This is a genomic window from Vibrio scophthalmi LMG 19158 (genome assembly GCF_000222585.1).
Lineage (GTDB): Bacteria > Pseudomonadota > Gammaproteobacteria > Enterobacterales > Vibrionaceae > Vibrio > Vibrio scophthalmi.
The window spans coordinates 1-20,027 of record NZ_AFWE01000032.1 but is presented as its reverse complement, the minus strand read 5'-3'; the positions used below and the strand labels follow the sequence as shown (position 1 = coordinate 20,027).

The window sequence follows — 20,027 nt, the reverse complement described above, 5'->3', positions numbered from 1 at the left end:
AGCTCAGCTATATCTTACACAGTCTCAATATAGCGAAGATAGACAGGTACAAATTGAACTTATAACTAAAGCCCAAAATGTACTTTTAGGTATGGTTAAAGATAATAATGTAAGTCATGCTATTTTCTTTAGTCTAGGGTCAACTTTCTTTCTTCAAGGAAATTTCTCTGATTCTATAGTTTACTTTAACCAATCACTGAATATGCAAACAACCTCTGAAGCATACTCGCTCCTTGGCCAAGCTTATTTCAAAGAACGAAACTATGAAGGTGCTGTTGGTTCTATATTGAAAGCATTTGATCTTGATAAGAGAGTGAGCGAAGACGAAAGTTCAATGTTAGTTTTGGCTAAGTCTCACGTAGCGTTGAAGGATTTTGAAAATGCAAAAATCACTCTTTCTCTATTGTCTAAGACTCGACCTGACTTGGTAAATACAGATGCCTATCAATCTGTATTTAATGAGATAGTTAATGGTTTCATTAAACCTGAAAGTTAACAAACATAACAAAGCGTTTAAGACGGATTCCCAACGCATGGCGTTTTCGGCTTTCTTCATTTTAAGTGTTTATGTCACAATGGTTTAGGTAGGATGTTTGGCGTTGCTCACCACTTAACGCGGCGTTATGCATATATGAGGAAACTATGGCTATCTCAGATAAAACTCGGAAAATTCTTTGGGGAAAATCTGGTACTAAATGTGCAATTTGTAAACAGTCTTTAGTTTTCGAAAGAACGACTCAAGATTCAGAGTCAGTAGTTGGTGAAGAGTGCCATATAGTGTCTGGCGCAAAAAAAGGTCCCCGAAGCGACCCTAAGTTTCCCAGAGATAAAATAGATGATGTTTCAAATCTTATATTACTTTGCAGAATTCACCATAAGCAAATTGACGATCAGGTTGAAACATTCACTCCAGAATTATTAAGGACTATCAAATCCAATCATGAAACATGGGTTGAAGAAAAACTAAAAGAAACCCCTCAAACCCCGAAGGTTCGAATCGTTCGAGATAAGGCGGAAATTCCAGAAAAATTATCTATTGTTCACACAGGCAAGGAAATGTTTGAAAAAATGTCAGGCTGTCTTGCTTCATATATGGATTACAGTGATAACTTATCTGACGAAGAATTAGATCTTGTGGCTAACTTCCTACAAAATATAAAGGATTGGTCTGAATTTGCGCAAGATTTAGAGCCAGTCCAAAAAATAAATGCTAGCCGGGACATTAATAATGAGCTAATCGCACTGCGTGAGAGAGGTTTGTATGCTTTTGCTGCTGTTGAAATTCAAAGAATGGTTGGTGGCATTGGTGGCGAGTCTTCATTTCCAGTATTGCATTTGACTGTTAATAAGGCGGATGATCCAAACGTAGTTTCAGAATAGCTAGGGCTATATGCATAACAAAGCATTTAAGAGTGATTCGCAACGCTTGGCAGTTTCGCTTCGCTCAAGTATAGCCAAGCGCCGCTCACACCTTAATGCGGCGTTATGCGAATACGGAGTAAATTGATGCAACAATATCCTAAAATAGTACAGCCAGCAGGCTCTAATATGTGTGGAGCATACAGTTTAGTAGGGGCGTTAAGTGCCCTCGGATGTTTTGATTCGTTCGAGCCTGTTGTGCTAAATAAGCTAGATCTAAAAAGTCTGACATTTACTGAAAAATTAATTCGCATACAGCAAAACCATAGCTTAGACACTATCGCAAAACTCGTCTATGAAGTTACCGGTATCATTCCGGAAGGTGCAGAGCATACTTTCGCAAATGTTAGCAATGGATTGAACTCAATTGTAGCGATGGCTTATGTCGCTAAACAATTTGGTTTTTCCACATCTGTAATCGTGAAAGATATGGATACTTTCCAAACATTGTCTAGTTTGTACCCTCAGGAACTTATGCTTGCTGAAGCGCAAAATCTTCAGATTGAGCTGGGGTTAAGTAAGCAGGGCTCTTCGACGGTATTGCTCCCAACTATTATTCATAACACAGGTGAAAAGCACAGTGTGGCCTTGAGTAATCAAGGTTTATTTGACCCTGCTGACGGCTCGGTTAGTCAAGTGCCACCATTGTCAGCTTGGGGTAACTGGATAGGCGTAGCGCTAAAAGTGGAAAAATTCGCATAACAAAGCATTTAAGAGTGATTCGCAACGCTTGGCGTTTTCGCTTCGCTCAAGTATAGCCAAGCGCCGCTCACACCTTAATGCGGCGTTATATTTTTATTCAAGTTGGGAGTGAATAATGGCTCAAGGAAATAATAAGAAGGCACTCAATAAGAAGGTACGCAAAGGGGATAAAGGCTTTCCTGTTGCCACTGTGGCATTCTACGGCCCTGACAATACAGTGGCAACAAAACTTGTTTGTGCAATTATTCCTTATGACGGAGCAGATCCGGAACCAATGAAGAAATGGTTCAAGGAAACTGACATACGCAAAGATGAGCTTATCTTAAAAGAAGTTTTGGCATTCATTGAAAACAATGGTGCAAAAACGGTGAGCATGGTTGAAGATATCATTGGCTGCCCTCACGAGGAAGGTATAGATTATCCAGAAGGTGAACATTGCCCACAATGCTTGTACTGGAAGGGTAAGGATCGCTTTGCTGGTACCATGTTGCACTAAAAAATATAACAAATTGCTTAAGAGTGACGGCTAACCTTCGGCATTTTTGGCTCGGTTGGGTTCAGTGATTACGGTGGCTTTGCTTGGGTTCAGTGGTTTAGCTGCACCTTAGCAAGGCGTTAACTGGTTCCCATAAAAATCACCCTTGTGTGCGTTTCTGTCTGTAGCTAATTACTCTGATTTGCATTATTTGGTCTAATGAAGCGATTGTGTTTGTGGTTAAGTTGCGTGACTGTGTGTTAGACGCTTATTAGGCGTCTAATATAGGGGTTCGGAGTTAGGTGACTAAGTTTCATGGTACAAGTATTAGATTGTGAGATATTCGACAGACTCGAAAAATAGTCAAAAGAGTATTTGGATTAACTATTTGGGTTAGCTGAACTAATGGTTATCCTAGCTTTTGTGATTGTGTTGAGTTCACCAGTTAACAAAGTGTTTAAGAGGGACTCAAAACGCTTGGCGAGTTCGTATAAAATATCGAGTTAGGTGTTTCAGTCACAATGGTTTAGTTTGGGGTATAGCGTATTTCGCCCCTTAACACGGCGTTATGTTTTAATGTGATTTCAATGGCTTGAATGCCTTTGAGTCGTTCTTTGCCCCTTTCGCTAACCGCTGGGAGTAGACTCAGCAAATCACCGTTGTCGCCCAGTTCTTAAACCACTCAGCCCGTAAAACATGCCAAGGTTCGTGGGTTGCTTTATTCAAGTTTTCGGATGGTTTGGTCGTCTTGTTTCTCTGGCTCAAAGTTGCTTTGGGCGTATTTCCCAATCAGTCAATAACCTTGGCAGTTGCCTCGGCAAATCGCCATTGTTCTGCGCTGCTTTTGCTAAGAAAGGGCGCTTGTTGAGGCTTGATCGAGTTGCCTCATTCGCAGGGAAGTGGACTTATTCGTTGTTGGTTTGGCGCATCTGCCGCTCAAGTGAGTTCTAGGTTGTGATTTGGTTCAGAAATCTAGGTATGCACCTCAGTTCTTTGCCAAGTAAATCAACGAATTGTGCTAAAACATAACAAAGCATTTAAGACGGATTCTCAACGCTTGGCAATTTCAGCTTAGGTCAGCTTCAGTGCTAAATGTGGCAAGGTTTAGGCTTGGGTTGTCGCGTTGTTCACCACTTAATGCGACGTTATACGAATAGGGAAAGTTATGTACAAGGATGAAGATTTCAGTGTAGGTTTGGGTGAATTCAGATTCAAAAAAGATTCCTATCCAATATCTAAGATAAACAATGTCAGAGTTAAACGATTGAGCCTGTTGGATAATTTGGGACAAATTTTGTTTTGGGTATTCGTGTTTTCTGGTGCGGTTTGGCTTGCTATTCCTGATTTCGAAACAGCCCCTCTTTGGCTAAAGGCAATGGTATTAAGTCTAAGCTTAGTTGGGTTCGTGTTCTCACTATTTCGTTGTTCAAAGTATGCACTTCAAATCGAATTCAGGCATATAGACGAGACAGGTGTTCAATGGGTTAATGTTGCAAAGTCATATTCTGAAGCTGATAGTCAGTTGTTTGAAAAACAGGTTCAAGTACTGCGGGAACAATTCGTATAACAAAGCGTTTAAGACAGATTCTCAACGCTTGGCATTTTTCATTCCATCGTTGGGTTTTGTGTTTATGGTGGTATGGTTAGGTTTTGTGGTAGCGTTGCTCACTACTTAACGCGGCGTTATGTTTTAATGTGATTTCAATGGTTTAAATGCCTTTGAGTCGTTCTTTGCCCCTTTGGCTATTCGTTGGGAATAGACTCAGCAAATCACCATTATCGCTCAGTTCTTAAATCTCTCAGCCCGTAAAACATGCCAAAGTTCGTGGGGTGCTTCATTCGAGTTTTAGAGTGGTTTGGTCGTATTATTTCTCTGGCTCAAAGTCGCTTTGTGCGTATTTCCCAATAAGTTAATAACCTTGGCAGTTGCCTCGGCAAATATCCATTGTTCAGCGCTGCTTTTGCTAAGAAAGGGCACTTGTTGAAAGAGTATCGAGTTGCCTCATTATCAGGGAAGTGGACTTACTCGTTTTTGGTTTTGGTGCGTCTGCCGGTCAAGTAAGTTCGAGCTTGTGATTTGGTTCAGAATTCTAGGTCAAGACTTCAGTTCTTTGCCAAGTAAATCAACGAATTGTGCTAAAACATAACAAAGCATTTAAGACGGATTCTCAACGCTTGGCGGTTTCAGTCTAGGTCGGCTTCAGTGCTAAATGTGGCAAGGTTTAAGGTTGGGTGGTCGCGTTGTTCACCACTTAATGCGGCGTTATGCAATGAGAGCAAAATTGGTAGAAATCGTCTTTTTTGTTCCCTCCGGCTTCCCGTTTTCTGGTGTCGGCAAATTGGCATTGTCGCCCTCAATTCTTGAATATCTCCAGCCGTAAAACATGCCAAATTTCGTGGGTCGCCTCATTCAGTTTTCGATCTGGTTGGCAGTGAGTTTCGCGGGCTTAAAGTGTGGAAAGAGCAGAGTGAACGACAGCTCAAACTTGCTGAAGCTCTGGTTCGTTTAGTTATTTGTCGCAAAAGCCTTTTTACGCGCTGAAGTTGAGTGTTCTTTACTTGTTGAGGCTTCAGATTTCTTAAGTTCGTGAACTTCGTAGAGTTCTGTTGTTTTGGGAAATGATTTTGACTCAATGGCTTTGGTTTCTGTGGTAAGTTGCTGGCTATGTCGCTGTATTTGCATAACAAAATGTTCAAGGTGGATTCGCAACGCTTGGCGAATTCTGTTTAAATTCAGCAATGGTGTTTAAGGCGGTTTGTCGTAGCTTCAGCGCAATGCGTTGGCTCACCCCTTAACATGGCGTTAGGGCTACAAGGAAATTATGGCACTCTATTTTATTATCGAAAACGAAGACCTAATTAATCAGCGGATTAAAATCGGAATAAGCAAAGATCCGGTTAAACGTCTAAAGGCTTTGCAAACGGGAAACTCGAGAAGACTTGCCTTAATGGGCTGGGTTGACAGTGGTACTGATCGTGAGCTTGAAAGGCAACTACACCAGAAGTACAGAGAGCAGCGTGTAATTGGGGAATGGTTCGAAATAAACCATGAAATTGTACTCGACTTATTAAAAGCGCATAGCCACTGCAGTTATATCGCAAAACAATCTAACGCAGGTGAATTGATAGGTTATGACAGGCATGGGATCCCCGAATATGAAGATACGTGGGAGTGGGGAACACTCGATAATTCAGATTATTGCCCTGAGTGCGGTAGTAGCCTAGGACTTAGTTACAATGAAAACTATGGCGGTGAACGTTGTTTAAAGTGTGGTTTCACCGTGTAGTTGCAGCCCTAACAAAGCGTTTAAGACAGATTCGCAACGCTCGGCATTTTCGGTTTGCTTTGATTTTAGTGTTTACGACACAATAGTTTAGGTTCGGTGGTCGTGTTGCTCACTACTTAACGCGGCGTTAGGGCTAGAATACGAGGAAACAAAATGAACTATTATGATGAAGTTATAGATATTTATGAAAGTCATCTTGGTATTCCTTTCAATGGTCACTGCCAAAGTTGCGATGCAAGCAATAAATCACCATTATTACCATGGCAAATTGGTACGAAATATAACTCTGATGCTGGTCGAGTTTTTATTGCAGGGAAGCCGCATCGAGGCACGCCAGGGGATGTACTAGATAGCAATATCATTGACGGTCGAGAAGTCGCAGAAAGGCTCTTCTTTACGGAAAATTGGCCTTACTGGAACTACACAAAAGAAGCTCTCAATATTGTCTATGGCTCCGACAAAGAAAGCTGGGAACATATTGCCTTTACAAACATTGTTAAATGTACAAGTACAAACGACACGGATAACACATCATGGGCTTGTGCTGAAAAGTGTATCGTTCAAAATAAAGTCATCATAAAAGAAATCGAATTGTTGAAACCTCGAAAGATAATCTTTTTTACATGGTCTATGTATCGAGATCTCTTTGAGGCAATCCCTTTTGCAGTATCAAACACTATTGTTGAACACACTGACTCCGAGCATAGAGTCCCGTGTGGTGCAAAACAATTAGGATGGTGGGAGCCTGTCTCTTTACTCATAGTTGGGCACCCTGAGCGAATGAAAAAAGTAGAATACGTTATAGCAATAGCTCAGTGGTTAACAAAGCCCTAACAAGGCATTTAAGACGGATTCCCAACGCATGGCGTTTTCGGCTTACTTCGGTTTAAGTGTTTATGTCACAATGGTTTAGGTAAGGTGGTTGGCGTTGCTCACCACTTAATGCGGCGTTATATCGCTTCAAGGAAAAGGTTAACTATGAGAGGCTCAATTGTTCGTTGGGTTGATGATCGAGGTTTTGGCTTTATTCATTCTGACGATCACCAAGGTGATATTTTCGTCCATATATCAAAGTTTGAAAAAGGCTTTAGACGTCCTAAAATTGGTGATTCTGTCGAGTTTCAACTCGCATGGAAAAACGGTAAAGCTAATGCTCATTTCGTCTCTTTGGTTGGCGTAGCGCCTAATAAAAGCTCTAGCGCTTTGTCATCGATATTATCGGTGCTTTTAGCGTGTTTAGTTTTAGGTTCAATAGGGTACTTTGCTTACGGAAAGGTCGTAGCTGCCCCAGCATACGAAAATATGGGCTTTACATGTGAAGGTAAGACTCACTGTAGCCAAATGACATCATGCGATGAAGCAAAGTTCTACTTAGCGAATTGTCCCAATGTAAAAATCGACGGGAACAATGATGGAGAGCCTTGTGAAATGCAATGGTGCACTAATTAAGGCGCGATATAACAAAGTGTTTAAGAGGGACTCAAAACGCTTGGCGAATTGGTATTAAATGTCGAGTTAGGCGTTTAAGTCACAGTGGTTTAGTTTTGGGGTTATAGCGTATTTCGCCCCTTAACACGGCGTTAAGTTTAGTCTGTAGATGTAAGGAAATATCGATGAAATTTTATTATCTTCTCTTCTTCATTTTCATATCTAATGGAGTCCACGCGGAGTCTAGAATAAGGATATTGATAGATGAACTGGCTCGAATTCACTATGAACAACATGACGCGAATGTTGTAGAAAGAGAAATAGAGAATATTAATAGTCTATCTAAAATAGATGAGGCACTTTCACAATCAGATATAGATGGTGCTAGGAAGCTAGTCTTGTTAGAAATGGCTAAATCGGCATATAAAATTAGCGAATACAGTAAGAACTTAAGTGTGAAGAATGGTAAAAATGAAGCTAGTTATACCCTTGGGTTATTTGAGGGGTATATCTCTAGAAATGAGTTGTTTGTAACTTATCCAGCGTTGAAGGGCCTTATTGATTCCAGTATTGAATTTCCTGAACAGACTGGTGAGCGGACAGGTATGGATAATAAAAGACATAATTACTTTAGTGATAAATTTTGGGCTATCCAAGATGAACTGAGCGAATGAAAAAAGTTTTCCTAAAATGCCCCCAGAAACTTAACAAAGCATTTAAGACGGATTCTCAACGCTTGGCGGTTTCAGTCTAGGTCGGCTTCAATGCCAAATGTGGCAAGGTTTAAGGTTGGGTGGTCGCGTTGTTCACCACTTAATGCGGCGTTATACCTTTTCTCTATATAAGTAATATTCCGGATAACTATATGAAAAAAATAATATTGTCAGTTTTGGCGTTTAGTGTCTTGTCGGGATGCTCATCAGCCCCTACAAGACTCGATACAAGTGAGTTTGAATCGCTAATGAGCGGTTCTATCTCTACGGATGTTATATTAGAATTTACAGGTTGCGTGTACGATGGATTCTTAAGTTCGCACTCAATGTTGACCGATATCGATACGAAGCAACAAATTCGTACAGATGGATATCGCGTTGAAACCTATGCAGGTGGTCGAATGCTGCTAATGAGTGCTGATATTCTTAATAGTGGTCACGTTGAACTGTGGGAAAGTAGCGCAGCTGCGTTAATTAATACTTCAGGTGAGCGCCAAGCTTTTGAATCATGCTTAGTTAAGTACCAGCTTGAAGAACAGGTATAACAAAGCGTTTAAGACGGACTCCCAACGCTTGGCGTTTCCGGCTTACTTTAGTTTAAGTGTTTATGTCACAAAGGGTTAGGTTGGGTGGTTGGCGTTGCTCGCCACTTAACGCGGCGTTATATGCAGGAGTGTTGATGAAAATCAAGAAAGTTGAGTCAAGGTTAGCTTGGTTCAATGAGATATCTGCGGGGATAGGATTAGTTGTAGGCTATTTGTGTTATACGCTGTTTTGGTTGCTAAGCCCTGAAACTAAAATTGAGCTAAGTGTGACTGAACCTGTATATGAGGATGTCATCATTGGATATGTACCAAAGGAAATTGAAACTGAAAGTATTCCTAATTCAGAAGAATTGGCATTGGCCAGAAAAGATGCTCAGTTAAAGCCTGTAATTGTGAAATCCCCAACATTCTCAGTGGATGGAAAACCAGTATTAAAAACTACCAAAACGGTTTTTAAAGGTATGGGTGAGCCTTCGGTTGTGGTACAACGTGTCGAACTATTGAAGCCTAACTTCAGTAGCTACTCGTATATGGTAACTAAAGGGAAGCAGAAGTTTATAACTTACTTCAGTCCTGACGTGTTTTATACGGGTACAGGATTCTACTTCGACCAGAAGTCGGTAGAGTTCAGCGGTGGCAAACACGCTGAGATATTTGCCGTGCAAGTAGCGACCCTGTTCGCACTTTTATCTTTTATACTTTTCTTACTCAAAATTAGGCCAGACCCTAGGAAATGTATTGAGCGCTTCAAGAAAACTAGCTTTGATGTAGGTGATGCTAATTAATGCATATAACAAAGCGTTCAAGACGGATTCCCAACGCATGGCGTTTTCGGCTTACTTTGATTTTAGTGTTTATGTAACAATGGTTTAGGTTAGGTGGTCTGCGTTGCTCACCACTTAACGCGGCGTTATATTGTTTTTGGAGTTCAGCGTTTGGAAATTGATGAAATAATAGCTTTAACTCGGGAAATCATCTCCGATCACTCTTGTAATGTTGAGAATGATAAAGAGCTTTTTCCTATCGTATCTGTTGCTACAAGTGATGCGTATAACTCAGTTATCGATAGCTTTTACTTATTAGAAGATACACAACTGGCGAAGCATTCGTTTCTAGAGCGAAACCCATCATTGCCATTTGGTGATCTCTATTTGTACTTTTATGGTGTGCTCAATGCTGTTTATATGCAGCAGCAAGCGTTATTAGTTTTGCTTAGAAAAATGGGTATAGAGTTTGAACTAAGCGAAATTCAAGGTTGTAAGATCTTCGATATTAGAAACAGCTTTGCTGCTCATGGCGCAAATCGAGGTGGACGAAAGATCAAGGAACATAGCTTTATTCTGGATCGTAATGCTCTTCGACAAGGAAAGTTAAAAGGGTACTCTGCCAATCATGATAGCGGCTTTCTATCTCATGACACTGATGCTTCAACTTTGATTTTAGAATGGGACAAAGTTTTTTCTAAGCATCTGGAACGTATCTTAAACATAGTAAAAGAGAACTACGAAACCACAATATAACAAAGCGTTTAAGACAGATTCGCAACGCTCGGCATTTTTGGTTTGAATCAGCTTCAGTGTTTACGGCACAATGGTTTAAGTAAAGTGGTAGCGTTGCTCACTACTTAACGCGGCGTTATGTGATATGCCTAAATCGCGATATTGCTCGTATAAGTCTCCAATCAAATTGTATCTTAGTTTCATATGGTTAGGTTAGATAGGACTGATATCAAAGTGAGAGGAAAAAGATGACAGAGTATCAAAATAAATGGTTTAAAAACTGGGCTATTAAACGACAAAAAGGTGCTGTCTACTACATAATCACTCAAACTTTAATCATTAGCGGGGGGCTCTTTCTCGGGAAGTTTGCTGGCTTTGCTCTTTTTACTAACCAAAACCGATGGGGAGAGTTTCTCACTGAGTTGCCTACGACGGTGATGTTTTTATTAGCAATTGGTATTTCGTTTAATGTTATCTCTTGGTTTCTAGGAGAGTGGCGGTATAGAAAACTATCAGATAAGCAAAATATCACATAACAAAGCGTTTAAGACAGATTCCCAACGCTTGGCATTTTCAGCTTACTTTGGGTTAAGTGTTTATGTCACAATGGTTTAGGCTGGGTGGTTGGCGTTGCTCACCACTTAACGCGGCGTTATAAGCTTGGAGAAATAATGCAAAGTATCAGTGTTCTAGTAGTACCTGAAACTGAAGAGTTTACAGAAGACGTTTCTCATCATGATGTGGTGTGGATAAATAAGAGTTTAGGCAAACCGAACCTTAAAGGGCGCAATGCTAAATACCTTGTGCCATATTGGTTGAAAGAACCTGTTGGTGCTAATCGTATATACCACATTCTAGATATCACAGAATATGACGAGTGTTACGGTATTAAGCTTGGAAATTCATTCATACTCTCTCAACAATGGTGTGGTATGGCGCAGAAACGGCGCTTTGAATATTGGGATCTTACAGAGTTTCAATTCGTAGAAATTTGTCCCGGGCTACTTACCCCCAACCGGTAAGCACGCTTATAACAAAGCGTTTAAGACGGATTCCCAACGCTTGGCATTTTCGGTTTGCTTTGAATTTAGTGTTTACGGCACAATGGTTTAGGTAGGGTGGTAGCGTTGCTCACCACTTAACGCGGCGTTAGGAATAAGGAGTATTCATGAAGCACATTACAATCGTTCTTTTGGCACTATTTGCCATAACAGGATGTACCTCCGCACTGTGGGAACCTCCTACCTTCACAGAAAAGGTGACTGGTTACTATGTTGTTCCGGACAAGGATTTACTGATCATTGGTGGTGATAGATATAGTTATATTTTCAATATTTCTAAAGACTTCAAAGATATTTTATCAGCAATCCATGAATTCGATTTTCAGCCAAAGTACGATTACTTTAAAATTAATGACAATAATACGGTAACTGGGGTGCTGAAGTTGACCACGGATGTTGCTAGTGACTCATCAGAAGCAAAAGTCCTTTTGGGGCTAGGTTTTACAAAAGTATCAAACGGGCTTGCATATAAAACTCGACTGTCAGGCAAGTTGTATCAGATCGAAGGTGAGCTACAGGTTACTTCCTTCGATAAGGAACAACTTATTATAGTGGAGGTGCCTGAAGGTGGAATTTCAAAAGTAGCGAAAATTGTAGTTACCCCTGTTGCTGTCACAGCAGATGCCATTGCAGTTGTTTCTGTATTGTCATTGCTGACAGTCGGTTATTATTCAGCGATCATCTCAGAATAATTCCTAACAAAGCGTTTAAGACGGACTCCCAACGCTTGGCGCTTTCGGCTTTCTTCAGGTTTAGTGTTTATGTCACAATGGTTTAGGTAAGGTGGTTGGCATTGCTCGCCACTTAACGCGGCGTTATGTTTTAATGTAATTTCGATGGCTTAAATGCCTTTGAGTCGTTCTTTTTCCCTTTGGCTATTAGTTGAGAGTAGACTCAGCAAATCACCATTGTCGATCAGTTCTTAAATCCCTTAACCCGTAAAACATGCCAAGGTTCGCGGGTTGCTTCATTCGAGTTTTCGGGTGGTTTGGTCGTCTAGTTTCTCTGGCTCAAAGTCGCTTTGAACGTATTTTCCAATCAGCCAATAACCTTGGCAGTTGCCTCGGCAAATCGCCATTGTTTTGCGCTGTTGTTGCTAAGAAAAGGCGCTTGTTGAGACTTGATCGAGTTGCCTCATTATCAGGGAAGTGGACTTACTCGTTGTTGGTTTGGTGCATCTGGCGGTCAAGTGAGTTTGAGCTTGTGACTTGGTTCAGAAATCTAGGTCTGCATCCCAGTTCTTTGCCAAGTAAATCAACGAATTGTGCTAAAACATAACAAAGCATTTAAGACGGATTCTCAACGCTTGGCAATTTCAGCCTAGGTTAGCTTTAGTGCTAAATGTGGCAAGGTTTAGGTTTGGGTGGTCGCGTTGTTCACCACTTAATGCGGCGTTAGGTGAATACAGGGAATTATCGAATGGAATTAAAGTGTCACTGCGGAAACGTTAGCTTGGTGTTGAGTTCGCTTCCTAAAGAAGTGGGAGAGTGTAACTGTTCTATTTGTCGTCGCTATGCTGCTGCTTGGGCGTACTTTTCTCCAGAACAAGTTCAAATCAGCATGAATGAGAAAACGGCTTTCTATTGTTGGGGTGACAAAGAAGTAGAATTTCATCGTTGCAACTCATGTGGTTGTTTAACGCATTACGTAACGACACAGAAATGTTCCGAAGATATCTTAGCTGTAAATATGAGAATGGCTGAACATGAAGTGCTTTCCAGTATCCCAGTTCGGAAGATCAATGGTGCATCGTACTAATCACCTAACAATAAATTTAAGAGTGATTCACAACGCTCGGCGCTTTCACTTCAAGCTAGTTTAGTGTTTATGGCACAATGCTTTAGGTAAGGTGTCTGCGTTGTTCACACCTTAATTTGGCGTTATGTTTTAATGTAATTTCAATGGCTTAAATGCCTTTGAGTCGTTCTTTGCCCCTTTGGCTATTCGCTGGGAATAGACTCAGCAAATCACTATTATCGTTCCATTCTTAAATCACTTAACCCGTAAAACATGCCAAGGTTCGCGGGTTGCTTCATTCGAGTTTTAGGGTGGTTTGTTCGTCTTGTTTCTCTGGCTCAAAGTCGCTTTGGGCGTATTTCTCAATCAGTCAATAACCTTGGCAGTTGAGTCGGCAAATCGCCATTGTTCTGCGCTGCTTTTGCTAAGAAAGGGCGCTTGTTGAAAGCGTACTGAGTTGCCTCATTATCAGGGAAGTGGGCTTACTCGTTGTTGGTTTGGCGCATCTGGCAGTCAAGTTAGTTCGAGCTTGTGATTTGGTTCAGAAAACTAGGTCTACACTTCAGTTCTTTGCCAAGTAAATCAACGAATTGTGCTAAAACATAACAAAGCATTTAAGACGGATTCTCAACGCTTGGCAATTTCAGTTTAGGTCGGCTTTAGTGCTTTGTGTGGCAAGGTTTAAGCTTGGGTGGTTGCGTTGTTCACCACTTAATGCGGCGTTATAACGCTGTGCGTCATTTTTACATATTTATAATTAACAAGGATTGTCATGAAAGAAATATTAATTGCTTTAGGTATAACCTTATCAATTTCCTCGTTTAGTGCGTCCGCCGCATTTGGTATTAATTCTATTGATCAAGCTAAGGTTTGTCAGTTTGCAAATGGAGATGAAGCTCAAGATCGATGTAAGGATGGTGATGTCGCCATGTGGACTCCTCAGACATTCGGCAATGAACAGACTCCATTATATTATGTGTCACTATTTTGTGACTTTGATGCTCCGATTATTCATAATATCGGTGGCGTTAGCTGCATTTTTACAACTAAACGTAAAGCGCAGTGGGTTGATTACGGTGTTCAAAAAAAATAGCGTTATAACAAGGCGTTTAAGACGGATTCCCAACGCTTGGTGATTCCGTCTTTCTTTGATTTTAGTGTTTATGTCACAATGGCTTAGGTAGGGTGGTTTGCGTTGCTCACCACTTAACGCGGCGTTATGTTTTAATGTAATTTCAATGGCTTAAATGCCTTTGAGTCGTTCTTTGCCCCTCTAGCCATTTGCTGGGAGTAGACTCAGCAAATCACTATTATCGTTCCTTTCTTAAATCACTTAACCCGTAAAACATGCCAATGTTCGCGGGTTGCTTCATTCGAGTTTTCGGGTGGTTCGGTAGTCAGGTTCTTCTGGCTCAAAGTCGCTTTGGGCATATTTCCCAATCAGCCAATAACCTTGGCAGTTGAGTCGGCAAATTGCCATTGTTCTGCGCTGCTTTTGCTAAGAAAGGGCGCTTGTTGAGGCTTGGTCGAGTTGCCTCATTGTCAGGGAGGTGGGCTTACTCGTTGTTGGTTTGGCACATCTGCCGGTCAAGCTAGTGCTAGGTTGTGATTCAGTTCAGAAAACTAGGTCTACACTTCAGTTCTTTGCCAAGTAAATCAACGAATTGTGCTAAAACATAACAAAGCATTTAAGACGGATTCTCAACGCTTGGCGATTTCAGCCTAGGTCAGCTTCAGTGCTAAATGTGGCAAGGTTTAGGTTTGGGTGGTCGCGTTGTTCACCACTTAATGCGGCGTTATGTTCTTTTCGAAATATTAAAACTGAAGCGAACTTATTGATACGTAAGTTAATGATATTGCAGATATTAAGTAGTGTGCGTTCAATCCCTGGATAGTTTGTGTGATCTCAGGCTTAACGCTTGCGATTAGTAAAACTACAGCCATTGGAAGCATTGCTGCTGATTGAGCATGAACAATCAGTGTTTCTAATTCTATTCCGTTTAGCGATAACTCATTGATCCAAATCAGTCGAGCGCATGCACTGCAAGCACAACCAATAGAGCTAATATGAACAATGCTACTTAATCCCATGATTCCCTTTACCATGCTATATGAGTAATGTTAATAGGTTTTACCTATCGATATGTTGGGATGATAACAGTTTTTCTTAACTATTGTCTATTGGAATTGTCTTTTTAATAGCTTGCACCTATCAAAAGCTACGAACATAACAAAGCGTTTAAGACGGATTCCCAACGCTTGGCATTTTCGACTTACTTTGGTTTTAGTGTTTATGTCACAATGGTTTAGGTAGGGTGGTAGCGTTGCTCACCACTTAACGCGGCGTTATGCAATGAGAGCAAAATGGGTAGAAATCGTCTTTTTTATTCTCTCTGGCTATCCGTTTTTCGGTGTCGGCAAATCGGCATTGTTGCCCTCAATTCTTGAATATCTCCAACCGTAAAACATGCCAAATTTTGTGGGTTGCCTCATTCAGTTTTCGATCTGGTTGGTGGTGAGTTTAGGTGGCTTAAAGTGTGGGAAGAGTAAAGTGAACGACAGCCCAAACTTGCTGAAGCTCTGGTTCTTTTAGCTACTTGCCTCAAAAGCCCTTTTACGCGCTGAAGTTTAGTGTTCTTTACTTGTTGAGGCTTTAGGTTTCTTAAGTTCGTGAACTTCGTAGAGTTCTGCGGTTTTGGAAACTCTTTTAGGCTCAATGGCTTTGGTTTCTGTGGTAAGTTGCTGGCTATGTCGCTGTATTTGCATAACAAAATGTTCAAGGAGGATTCGCAACGCTTGGCGAATTCTGTTTAAATTCAGTAATGGTGTTTAGGGCGGTTTGTCGTAGCTTCAGCGTAATGCGTTGGCTCACCCCTTAACATGGCGTTATGTTTTAATGGAATTTCAATGGCTTAAATGCCTTTGAGTCGTTCTTTGTCCCTTTGGCTATTAGTTGGGAGTAGACTCAGCAAATCACCATTGTCGCTCAGTTCTTAAATCTCTCAGCCCGTAAAACATGCCAAGGTTCGCGGGTTGCTTCATTCTAGTTTTCAGGTGGTTTGGTCGTCTTGTTTCTCTGGCTCAAAGCCGCTTTGGGCATATTTCTCAATCAGCCAATAACCTTGGCAGTTGAGTCGGCAAATCGCCATTGTTCTGCGCTGTTTTTGCTAAGAAAGGGCGCTTGTTGAGGCTTGATCGAGTTGCCTCATTATCAGGGAAGTGGGCGTACTTGTTTCTAGTAGGGTGCATCTGGCGGTCAAGTGAGTTCGAGCTTGTGACTTGGTTCGGAAATCTAGGTCTGCATCCCAGTTCTTTGCCAAGTAAATCAACGAATTGTGCTAAAACATAACAAAGCATTTAAGACGGATTCTCAACGCTTGGCAATTTCAGCTTAGTTCAGCTTTCGTGCTTAATGTGGCAAGGTTTAAGCTTGGGTGGTCGCGTTGTTCACCACTTAATGCGGCGTTATACGTATCATAGAGATCGAGGTGAGAGTTGGATTACTTATATTTCTTGTTACCGATAATTGGTGGTCTTCCTTTGTTGATTCGTTGGTACCGACAGAGTCCTCGGCTTCCAGCATGCAACGCTGTTGGGGATTTATCTGGAAAAAAGTTTCTAGGTTTTGTTCGAATTGATGATGACCCACAACTTGTAGAATTTATTGTCGGTGAAAAACAACTAGGAATTATTGGTGGATTTCCAAGTTTCAGCCTGCTGCTTGACATACACGAACTAGAATTAACCAAAAAACGTTGTTTGTTTAGTTACAAAGTGAAAGTCATCTCCCATGATTTCTATACTGAACATCTTTTTACTGAGCTAATTTTATCTGCCAGAGTCGCGAGAAAGCTTGAAATGTATTCAAGTGGAAAATTGGCATGCGGAAAAAACGTATAACAAAGCGTTTAAGACGGACTCCCAACGCTTGGCGTTTTCGGCATACTTTGAGTTAAGTGTTTATGTCACAATAGTTTAGGTAGGGTGGTAGGCGTTGCTCTCCACTTAACGCGGCGTTATGTAAAGCGGGTAAAATCAGTATTTTTCTGTTTATTCGCTCTCTCCACCCATCGGTTTGCACTCTCGTCAAAATCAGCTCTTTCTGTCCCGATTCTTTGCAAAATTAGCCGTAAAACATGCCAAGGTTCGTGAGTTTCCTCATTCAGTTCTAGTGTTGGTTCGTGGCTAGTTTTGCGGGTTTAAAGTGTGGAAAGGGCAAGGTTAACGAAAGTCGGAATTTGATGATGGTTTCTTTCGTTAGGTTTCCCAGATTTAAAAGCATTTTTGGTCGCTGATCATCACCATTTTTCGCTTGTTGAAGCTTGGTTTGTAACATTGCTGGCTCTGCAAATTCGTGAACACTGTTGGGTTCTTTGGTTTTGGCTATTTCTTCGGTCGTACATACTTTAGTTTTCGTGGTAACTTTGGCTTATGTGGCTGAATTTACATAACAAAGCGTTCAAGACGGATTCCCAACGCATGGCGTTTTCGGCGTACTTCAATTTAAGTGTTTATGTCACAATGGTTTAGGTAGGTTGGTTGGCGTTGCTCACCACTTAACGCGGCGTTATGTTTAGGAGTCATATGGACTGGAATCTTATCATTAGCACTACAAGTACATGTGTCATTATGTTCATTGTTTTGCAGCCAATTTATCATCATAAAAAAGCGCTTCAAGTGGTTGCAGGCTTACTATTTCTGTACTTTGGCTTAGGCGTCTACAATTTCAATTATGGTTATACCCGTGGTGACATTACGTCTTTCGCTATGTTTTCAGCTGCGCAGTTGAGTTTTTTAGCTCAACTACGCTATAGCCACCAAATCAAAGCTACACATGGCTTTTATCCACGATTGTACTACAGGCGCTTTCCCATAAAGGGAATCTACATAAAGCATCCAGATATCGACAAAGCTCATTCAGAACCAGATACAATAATGACAATTCTTGCCTTTCTAGGATTCGTTTTAGGCTTTTTAGTCGTACTGTTCATGGAAATAGCATTGAGGTCGTAAAAACATAACAAAGCATTTAAGGCGGATTCCCAACGCTCGGCATTTTTAGTTTGCTTTAGTTTCGGTGTTTACGGCATCATACTTTTAGTCCAGTGGCCTGCGTTGCTCACCACTTAATGCGGCGTTATGTTTTAACGAAATTTCAATGGCTTAAATGCTTTTGAGTCGTTCTTTCCCCCTTTGGCTATTTGTTGGGAGTAGACTCAGCAAATCACCATTATCGCTCAGTTCTTAAATCTCTCAGCCCGTAAAACATGCCAAAGTTCGTGGGTTGCTTCATTCGAGTTTTAGGGTGGTTTGCTCGCCTTGTTTCTCTGGCTCAAAGTCGCTTTGGGCATATTTCTCAATCAGCCAATAACCTTGGCAATTGAGTCGGCAAATCGCCATTGTTCTGCGCTGTTTGTGCTAAGAAAGGGCACTTGTTGAGGCTTAACCGAGTTGCCTCATTATCAGGGAAGTGGGCTTACTCGTTTCTGGTTTGGCGCATCTGGCGGTCAAGTGAATTCGAGCTTGTGACTTGGTTCAGAAATCTAGGTCTGCATCCCAGTTCTTTGCCAAGTAAATCAACGAATTGTGCTAAAACATAACAAAGCATTTAAGACGGATTCTCAACGCTTGGCAATTTCAGTTTGGGTCAGCTTCAGTGCTATATGTGGCAAGGTTTAAGGCATGGTGGTTGCGTTGTTCACCACTTAATGCGGCGTTATGTTTTAATGGGATTTCAATGGCTTAAATGCCTTTTAGTCGTTCTTTGCCCCTCTAGCCATTCGCCGGGAGTAGACTCAGCAAATCACTATTATCGCCCAGTTCTTAAACCACTTGGCCCGTAAAACATGCCAAGGTTCGCGGGTTGCTTCATTCGAGTTTTCGGGTGGTTTGGTCGCTTTGTTTCTCTGGCTCAAAGTCGCTTCGGGCATACTTTCCAATTAGCCAATAACCTTGGCAGTTGCCTCGGCAAATCACCATTGTTCTACGCTGTTGTTGCTAAGAAAGGGCGCTTGTTGAGGCTTGATCGAGTTGCCTCATTATCAGGGAAGTGGGCTTACTCGTTTCTAGTTTGGCGCATCTGGCGGTCAAGTGAGTTAGAGCTTGTGACTTGGTTCAGAAATCTAGGTCTGCATCCCAGTTCTTTGCCAAGTAAATCAACGAATTGTGCTAAAACATAACAAAGCATTTAAGACGGATTCTCAACGCTTGGCAATTTCAGTTCAGGTCAGCTTTAGTGCTAAATGTGGCAAGGTTTAAGGTTGGGTGGTCGCGTTGTTCACCACTTAATGCGGTGTTATATTCTCTGAGGACAAATCCAATAGGAGTTGAGGGTATGAAGAAAACTGAACGAGTTAATTGGTTAAGACAAAGGAAAAAAGGCTTTATCCGTTACTGCTTAACAACAGGTCTTCCTTTTTCGGCATTCATGGTCGTTGGTACTGCTTTCATTCGAAACGATTTTTACTTGGACGTGCTTTCTCGAAGCTCATTTCGTCTTTATGTTTTAACTATAGTAGGGGCTTTTTTTTATTCAGGGCTTCTTTGGTTAGCGAATGATTTTTTGTATAGAAAACATAAGAATAGCATTCGCACTGGGCGACGAATATAACAAAGCGTTTAAGACAGATTCGCAACGCTCGGCATTTTTGGTTTGAATCAGGTTTAGTGTTTACGGCATTATGGTTTAAGTCAGGTGGCAGCGTTGCTCACTACTTAACGCGGCGTTATAACTCTCGGAGGAATTAGCAACAGTGAAGAAATATGAAGGTTATATTTGGTTGAGCTCTGCTTTATCAGCCGCATCGTTCGCCTATTTCATGGCAATTTTGAGCGGAAATGTTGATATCTCTCAATCGTTACTTCTCGAATTAGCGACGTTTTCCTTTGCCATCAGTCTAGGGTTGAATTGTGCGATTGCCTTTATTGCGTTCAATAACAAATTAACAGGTAAAGGCTCGGCGTTGGATTCTGAATATGTCGGAGTTCAACGGTTTCATACGTGGAGCCTTTTATCTTTTATCGTTGCAGTCCTAGCTTTAGTTGCAAGTTTTTCATTTTTGGCGGCTCTAGCTATGTTTTCGGCAACATTTTACGTCACCTATCAATACTCGATTGAAGAAGCCGGTATCCGTGAAAAGTTTGGGGACTCCTTGAGAAAGT

The 20,027-nt window shown here is 41.3% G+C and carries 21 protein-coding genes; all 21 read left to right on the top strand.

Going from position 1 to position 20,027, the window contains the following annotated elements:
- The coding region (locus RH88_RS01620) for a tetratricopeptide repeat protein (RefSeq protein WP_005592998.1) at nucleotides 1-496 on the top strand (496 nt) is incomplete at its 5' end.
- Between the two features lie 146 nt (nucleotides 497-642).
- Nucleotides 643-1,380, top strand: a complete 738-nt coding sequence (locus RH88_RS01615) for an HNH endonuclease signature motif containing protein (RefSeq protein WP_005592997.1) — start codon at nucleotides 643-645, stop codon at nucleotides 1,378-1,380.
- Nucleotides 1,381-1,506: 126 nt separating this feature from the next.
- Nucleotides 1,507-2,121, top strand: a complete 615-nt coding sequence (locus RH88_RS01610) for a T3SS effector IpaJ family cysteine protease (RefSeq protein ID WP_005592996.1) — start codon at nucleotides 1,507-1,509, stop codon at nucleotides 2,119-2,121.
- Nucleotides 2,122-2,236: 115 nt separating this feature from the next.
- Nucleotides 2,237-2,617 (top strand): hypothetical protein, encoded by a 381-nt coding sequence (locus tag RH88_RS01605; RefSeq protein ID WP_005592995.1) that lies wholly within the window; start codon nucleotides 2,237-2,239, stop codon nucleotides 2,615-2,617.
- A gap of 1,144 nt (nucleotides 2,618-3,761) precedes the next feature.
- Complete coding sequence (locus tag RH88_RS01600; protein WP_005592993.1) at nucleotides 3,762-4,163, top strand: hypothetical protein; 402 nt, start codon at nucleotides 3,762-3,764, stop codon at nucleotides 4,161-4,163.
- A gap of 1,255 nt (nucleotides 4,164-5,418) precedes the next feature.
- On the top strand, nucleotides 5,419-5,883 hold the full coding sequence (locus RH88_RS01595) for a GIY-YIG nuclease family protein (RefSeq protein WP_005592991.1): 465 nt from the start codon (nucleotides 5,419-5,421) through the stop codon (nucleotides 5,881-5,883).
- A gap of 153 nt (nucleotides 5,884-6,036) precedes the next feature.
- Nucleotides 6,037-6,717, top strand: a complete 681-nt coding sequence (locus RH88_RS01590) for a hypothetical protein (protein WP_005592990.1) — start codon at nucleotides 6,037-6,039, stop codon at nucleotides 6,715-6,717.
- 144 nt (nucleotides 6,718-6,861) lie between these two features.
- Nucleotides 6,862-7,332 carry a cold shock domain-containing protein gene (locus tag RH88_RS01585; RefSeq protein WP_005592989.1) on the top strand — a complete coding sequence of 157 codons (471 nt, stop codon included), beginning with the start codon at nucleotides 6,862-6,864 and terminating at the stop codon, nucleotides 7,330-7,332.
- Between the two features lie 164 nt (nucleotides 7,333-7,496).
- Nucleotides 7,497-7,985 (top strand): hypothetical protein, encoded by a 489-nt coding sequence (locus tag RH88_RS01580; RefSeq protein ID WP_005592988.1) that lies wholly within the window; start codon nucleotides 7,497-7,499, stop codon nucleotides 7,983-7,985.
- 191 nt (nucleotides 7,986-8,176) lie between these two features.
- Nucleotides 8,177-8,569, top strand: a complete 393-nt coding sequence (locus tag RH88_RS23325; protein ID WP_138944240.1) for a hypothetical protein — start codon at nucleotides 8,177-8,179, stop codon at nucleotides 8,567-8,569.
- Between the two features lie 134 nt (nucleotides 8,570-8,703).
- Complete coding sequence (locus tag RH88_RS01570) at nucleotides 8,704-9,354, top strand: hypothetical protein (protein ID WP_005592986.1); 651 nt, start codon at nucleotides 8,704-8,706, stop codon at nucleotides 9,352-9,354.
- A gap of 150 nt (nucleotides 9,355-9,504) precedes the next feature.
- A complete protein-coding gene (locus RH88_RS01565; RefSeq protein WP_005592985.1) occupies nucleotides 9,505-10,089 on the top strand; it encodes a hypothetical protein in 585 nt (194 codons plus the stop codon).
- A 227-nt stretch (nucleotides 10,090-10,316) separates the two neighbouring features.
- Nucleotides 10,317-10,604: a hypothetical protein gene (locus tag RH88_RS01560; protein ID WP_005592984.1), complete on the top strand. Its 288-nt coding sequence runs from the start codon at nucleotides 10,317-10,319 to the stop codon at nucleotides 10,602-10,604.
- A gap of 135 nt (nucleotides 10,605-10,739) precedes the next feature.
- Nucleotides 10,740-11,090, top strand: a complete 351-nt coding sequence (locus tag RH88_RS01555) for a hypothetical protein (RefSeq protein WP_005592983.1) — start codon at nucleotides 10,740-10,742, stop codon at nucleotides 11,088-11,090.
- Nucleotides 11,091-11,236: 146 nt separating this feature from the next.
- A complete protein-coding gene (locus tag RH88_RS01550) occupies nucleotides 11,237-11,821 on the top strand; it encodes a hypothetical protein (RefSeq protein ID WP_005592982.1) in 585 nt (194 codons plus the stop codon).
- Between the two features lie 727 nt (nucleotides 11,822-12,548).
- The gene (locus RH88_RS01545; protein ID WP_005592981.1) at nucleotides 12,549-12,887 is read left to right on the top strand and encodes a GFA family protein; all 339 of its coding nucleotides are present in this window, start codon (nucleotides 12,549-12,551) and stop codon (nucleotides 12,885-12,887) included.
- Nucleotides 12,888-13,638: 751 nt separating this feature from the next.
- Nucleotides 13,639-13,959, top strand: coding sequence for a hypothetical protein (locus RH88_RS01540; RefSeq protein ID WP_005592980.1), 321 nt, complete (start codon nucleotides 13,639-13,641; stop codon nucleotides 13,957-13,959).
- 2,402 nt (nucleotides 13,960-16,361) lie between these two features.
- Complete coding sequence (locus RH88_RS01535; protein ID WP_005592978.1) at nucleotides 16,362-16,766, top strand: hypothetical protein; 405 nt, start codon at nucleotides 16,362-16,364, stop codon at nucleotides 16,764-16,766.
- 684 nt (nucleotides 16,767-17,450) lie between these two features.
- On the top strand, nucleotides 17,451-17,879 hold the full coding sequence (locus RH88_RS23670) for a hypothetical protein (protein WP_005592974.1): 429 nt from the start codon (nucleotides 17,451-17,453) through the stop codon (nucleotides 17,877-17,879).
- 1,321 nt (nucleotides 17,880-19,200) lie between these two features.
- Nucleotides 19,201-19,476 carry a hypothetical protein gene (locus tag RH88_RS01525; protein ID WP_005592971.1) on the top strand — a complete coding sequence of 92 codons (276 nt, stop codon included), beginning with the start codon at nucleotides 19,201-19,203 and terminating at the stop codon, nucleotides 19,474-19,476.
- 142 nt (nucleotides 19,477-19,618) lie between these two features.
- Nucleotides 19,619-20,027 (top strand): hypothetical protein (locus RH88_RS01520; RefSeq protein WP_005592970.1); only part of this gene is annotated, 409 nt, incomplete at its 3' end.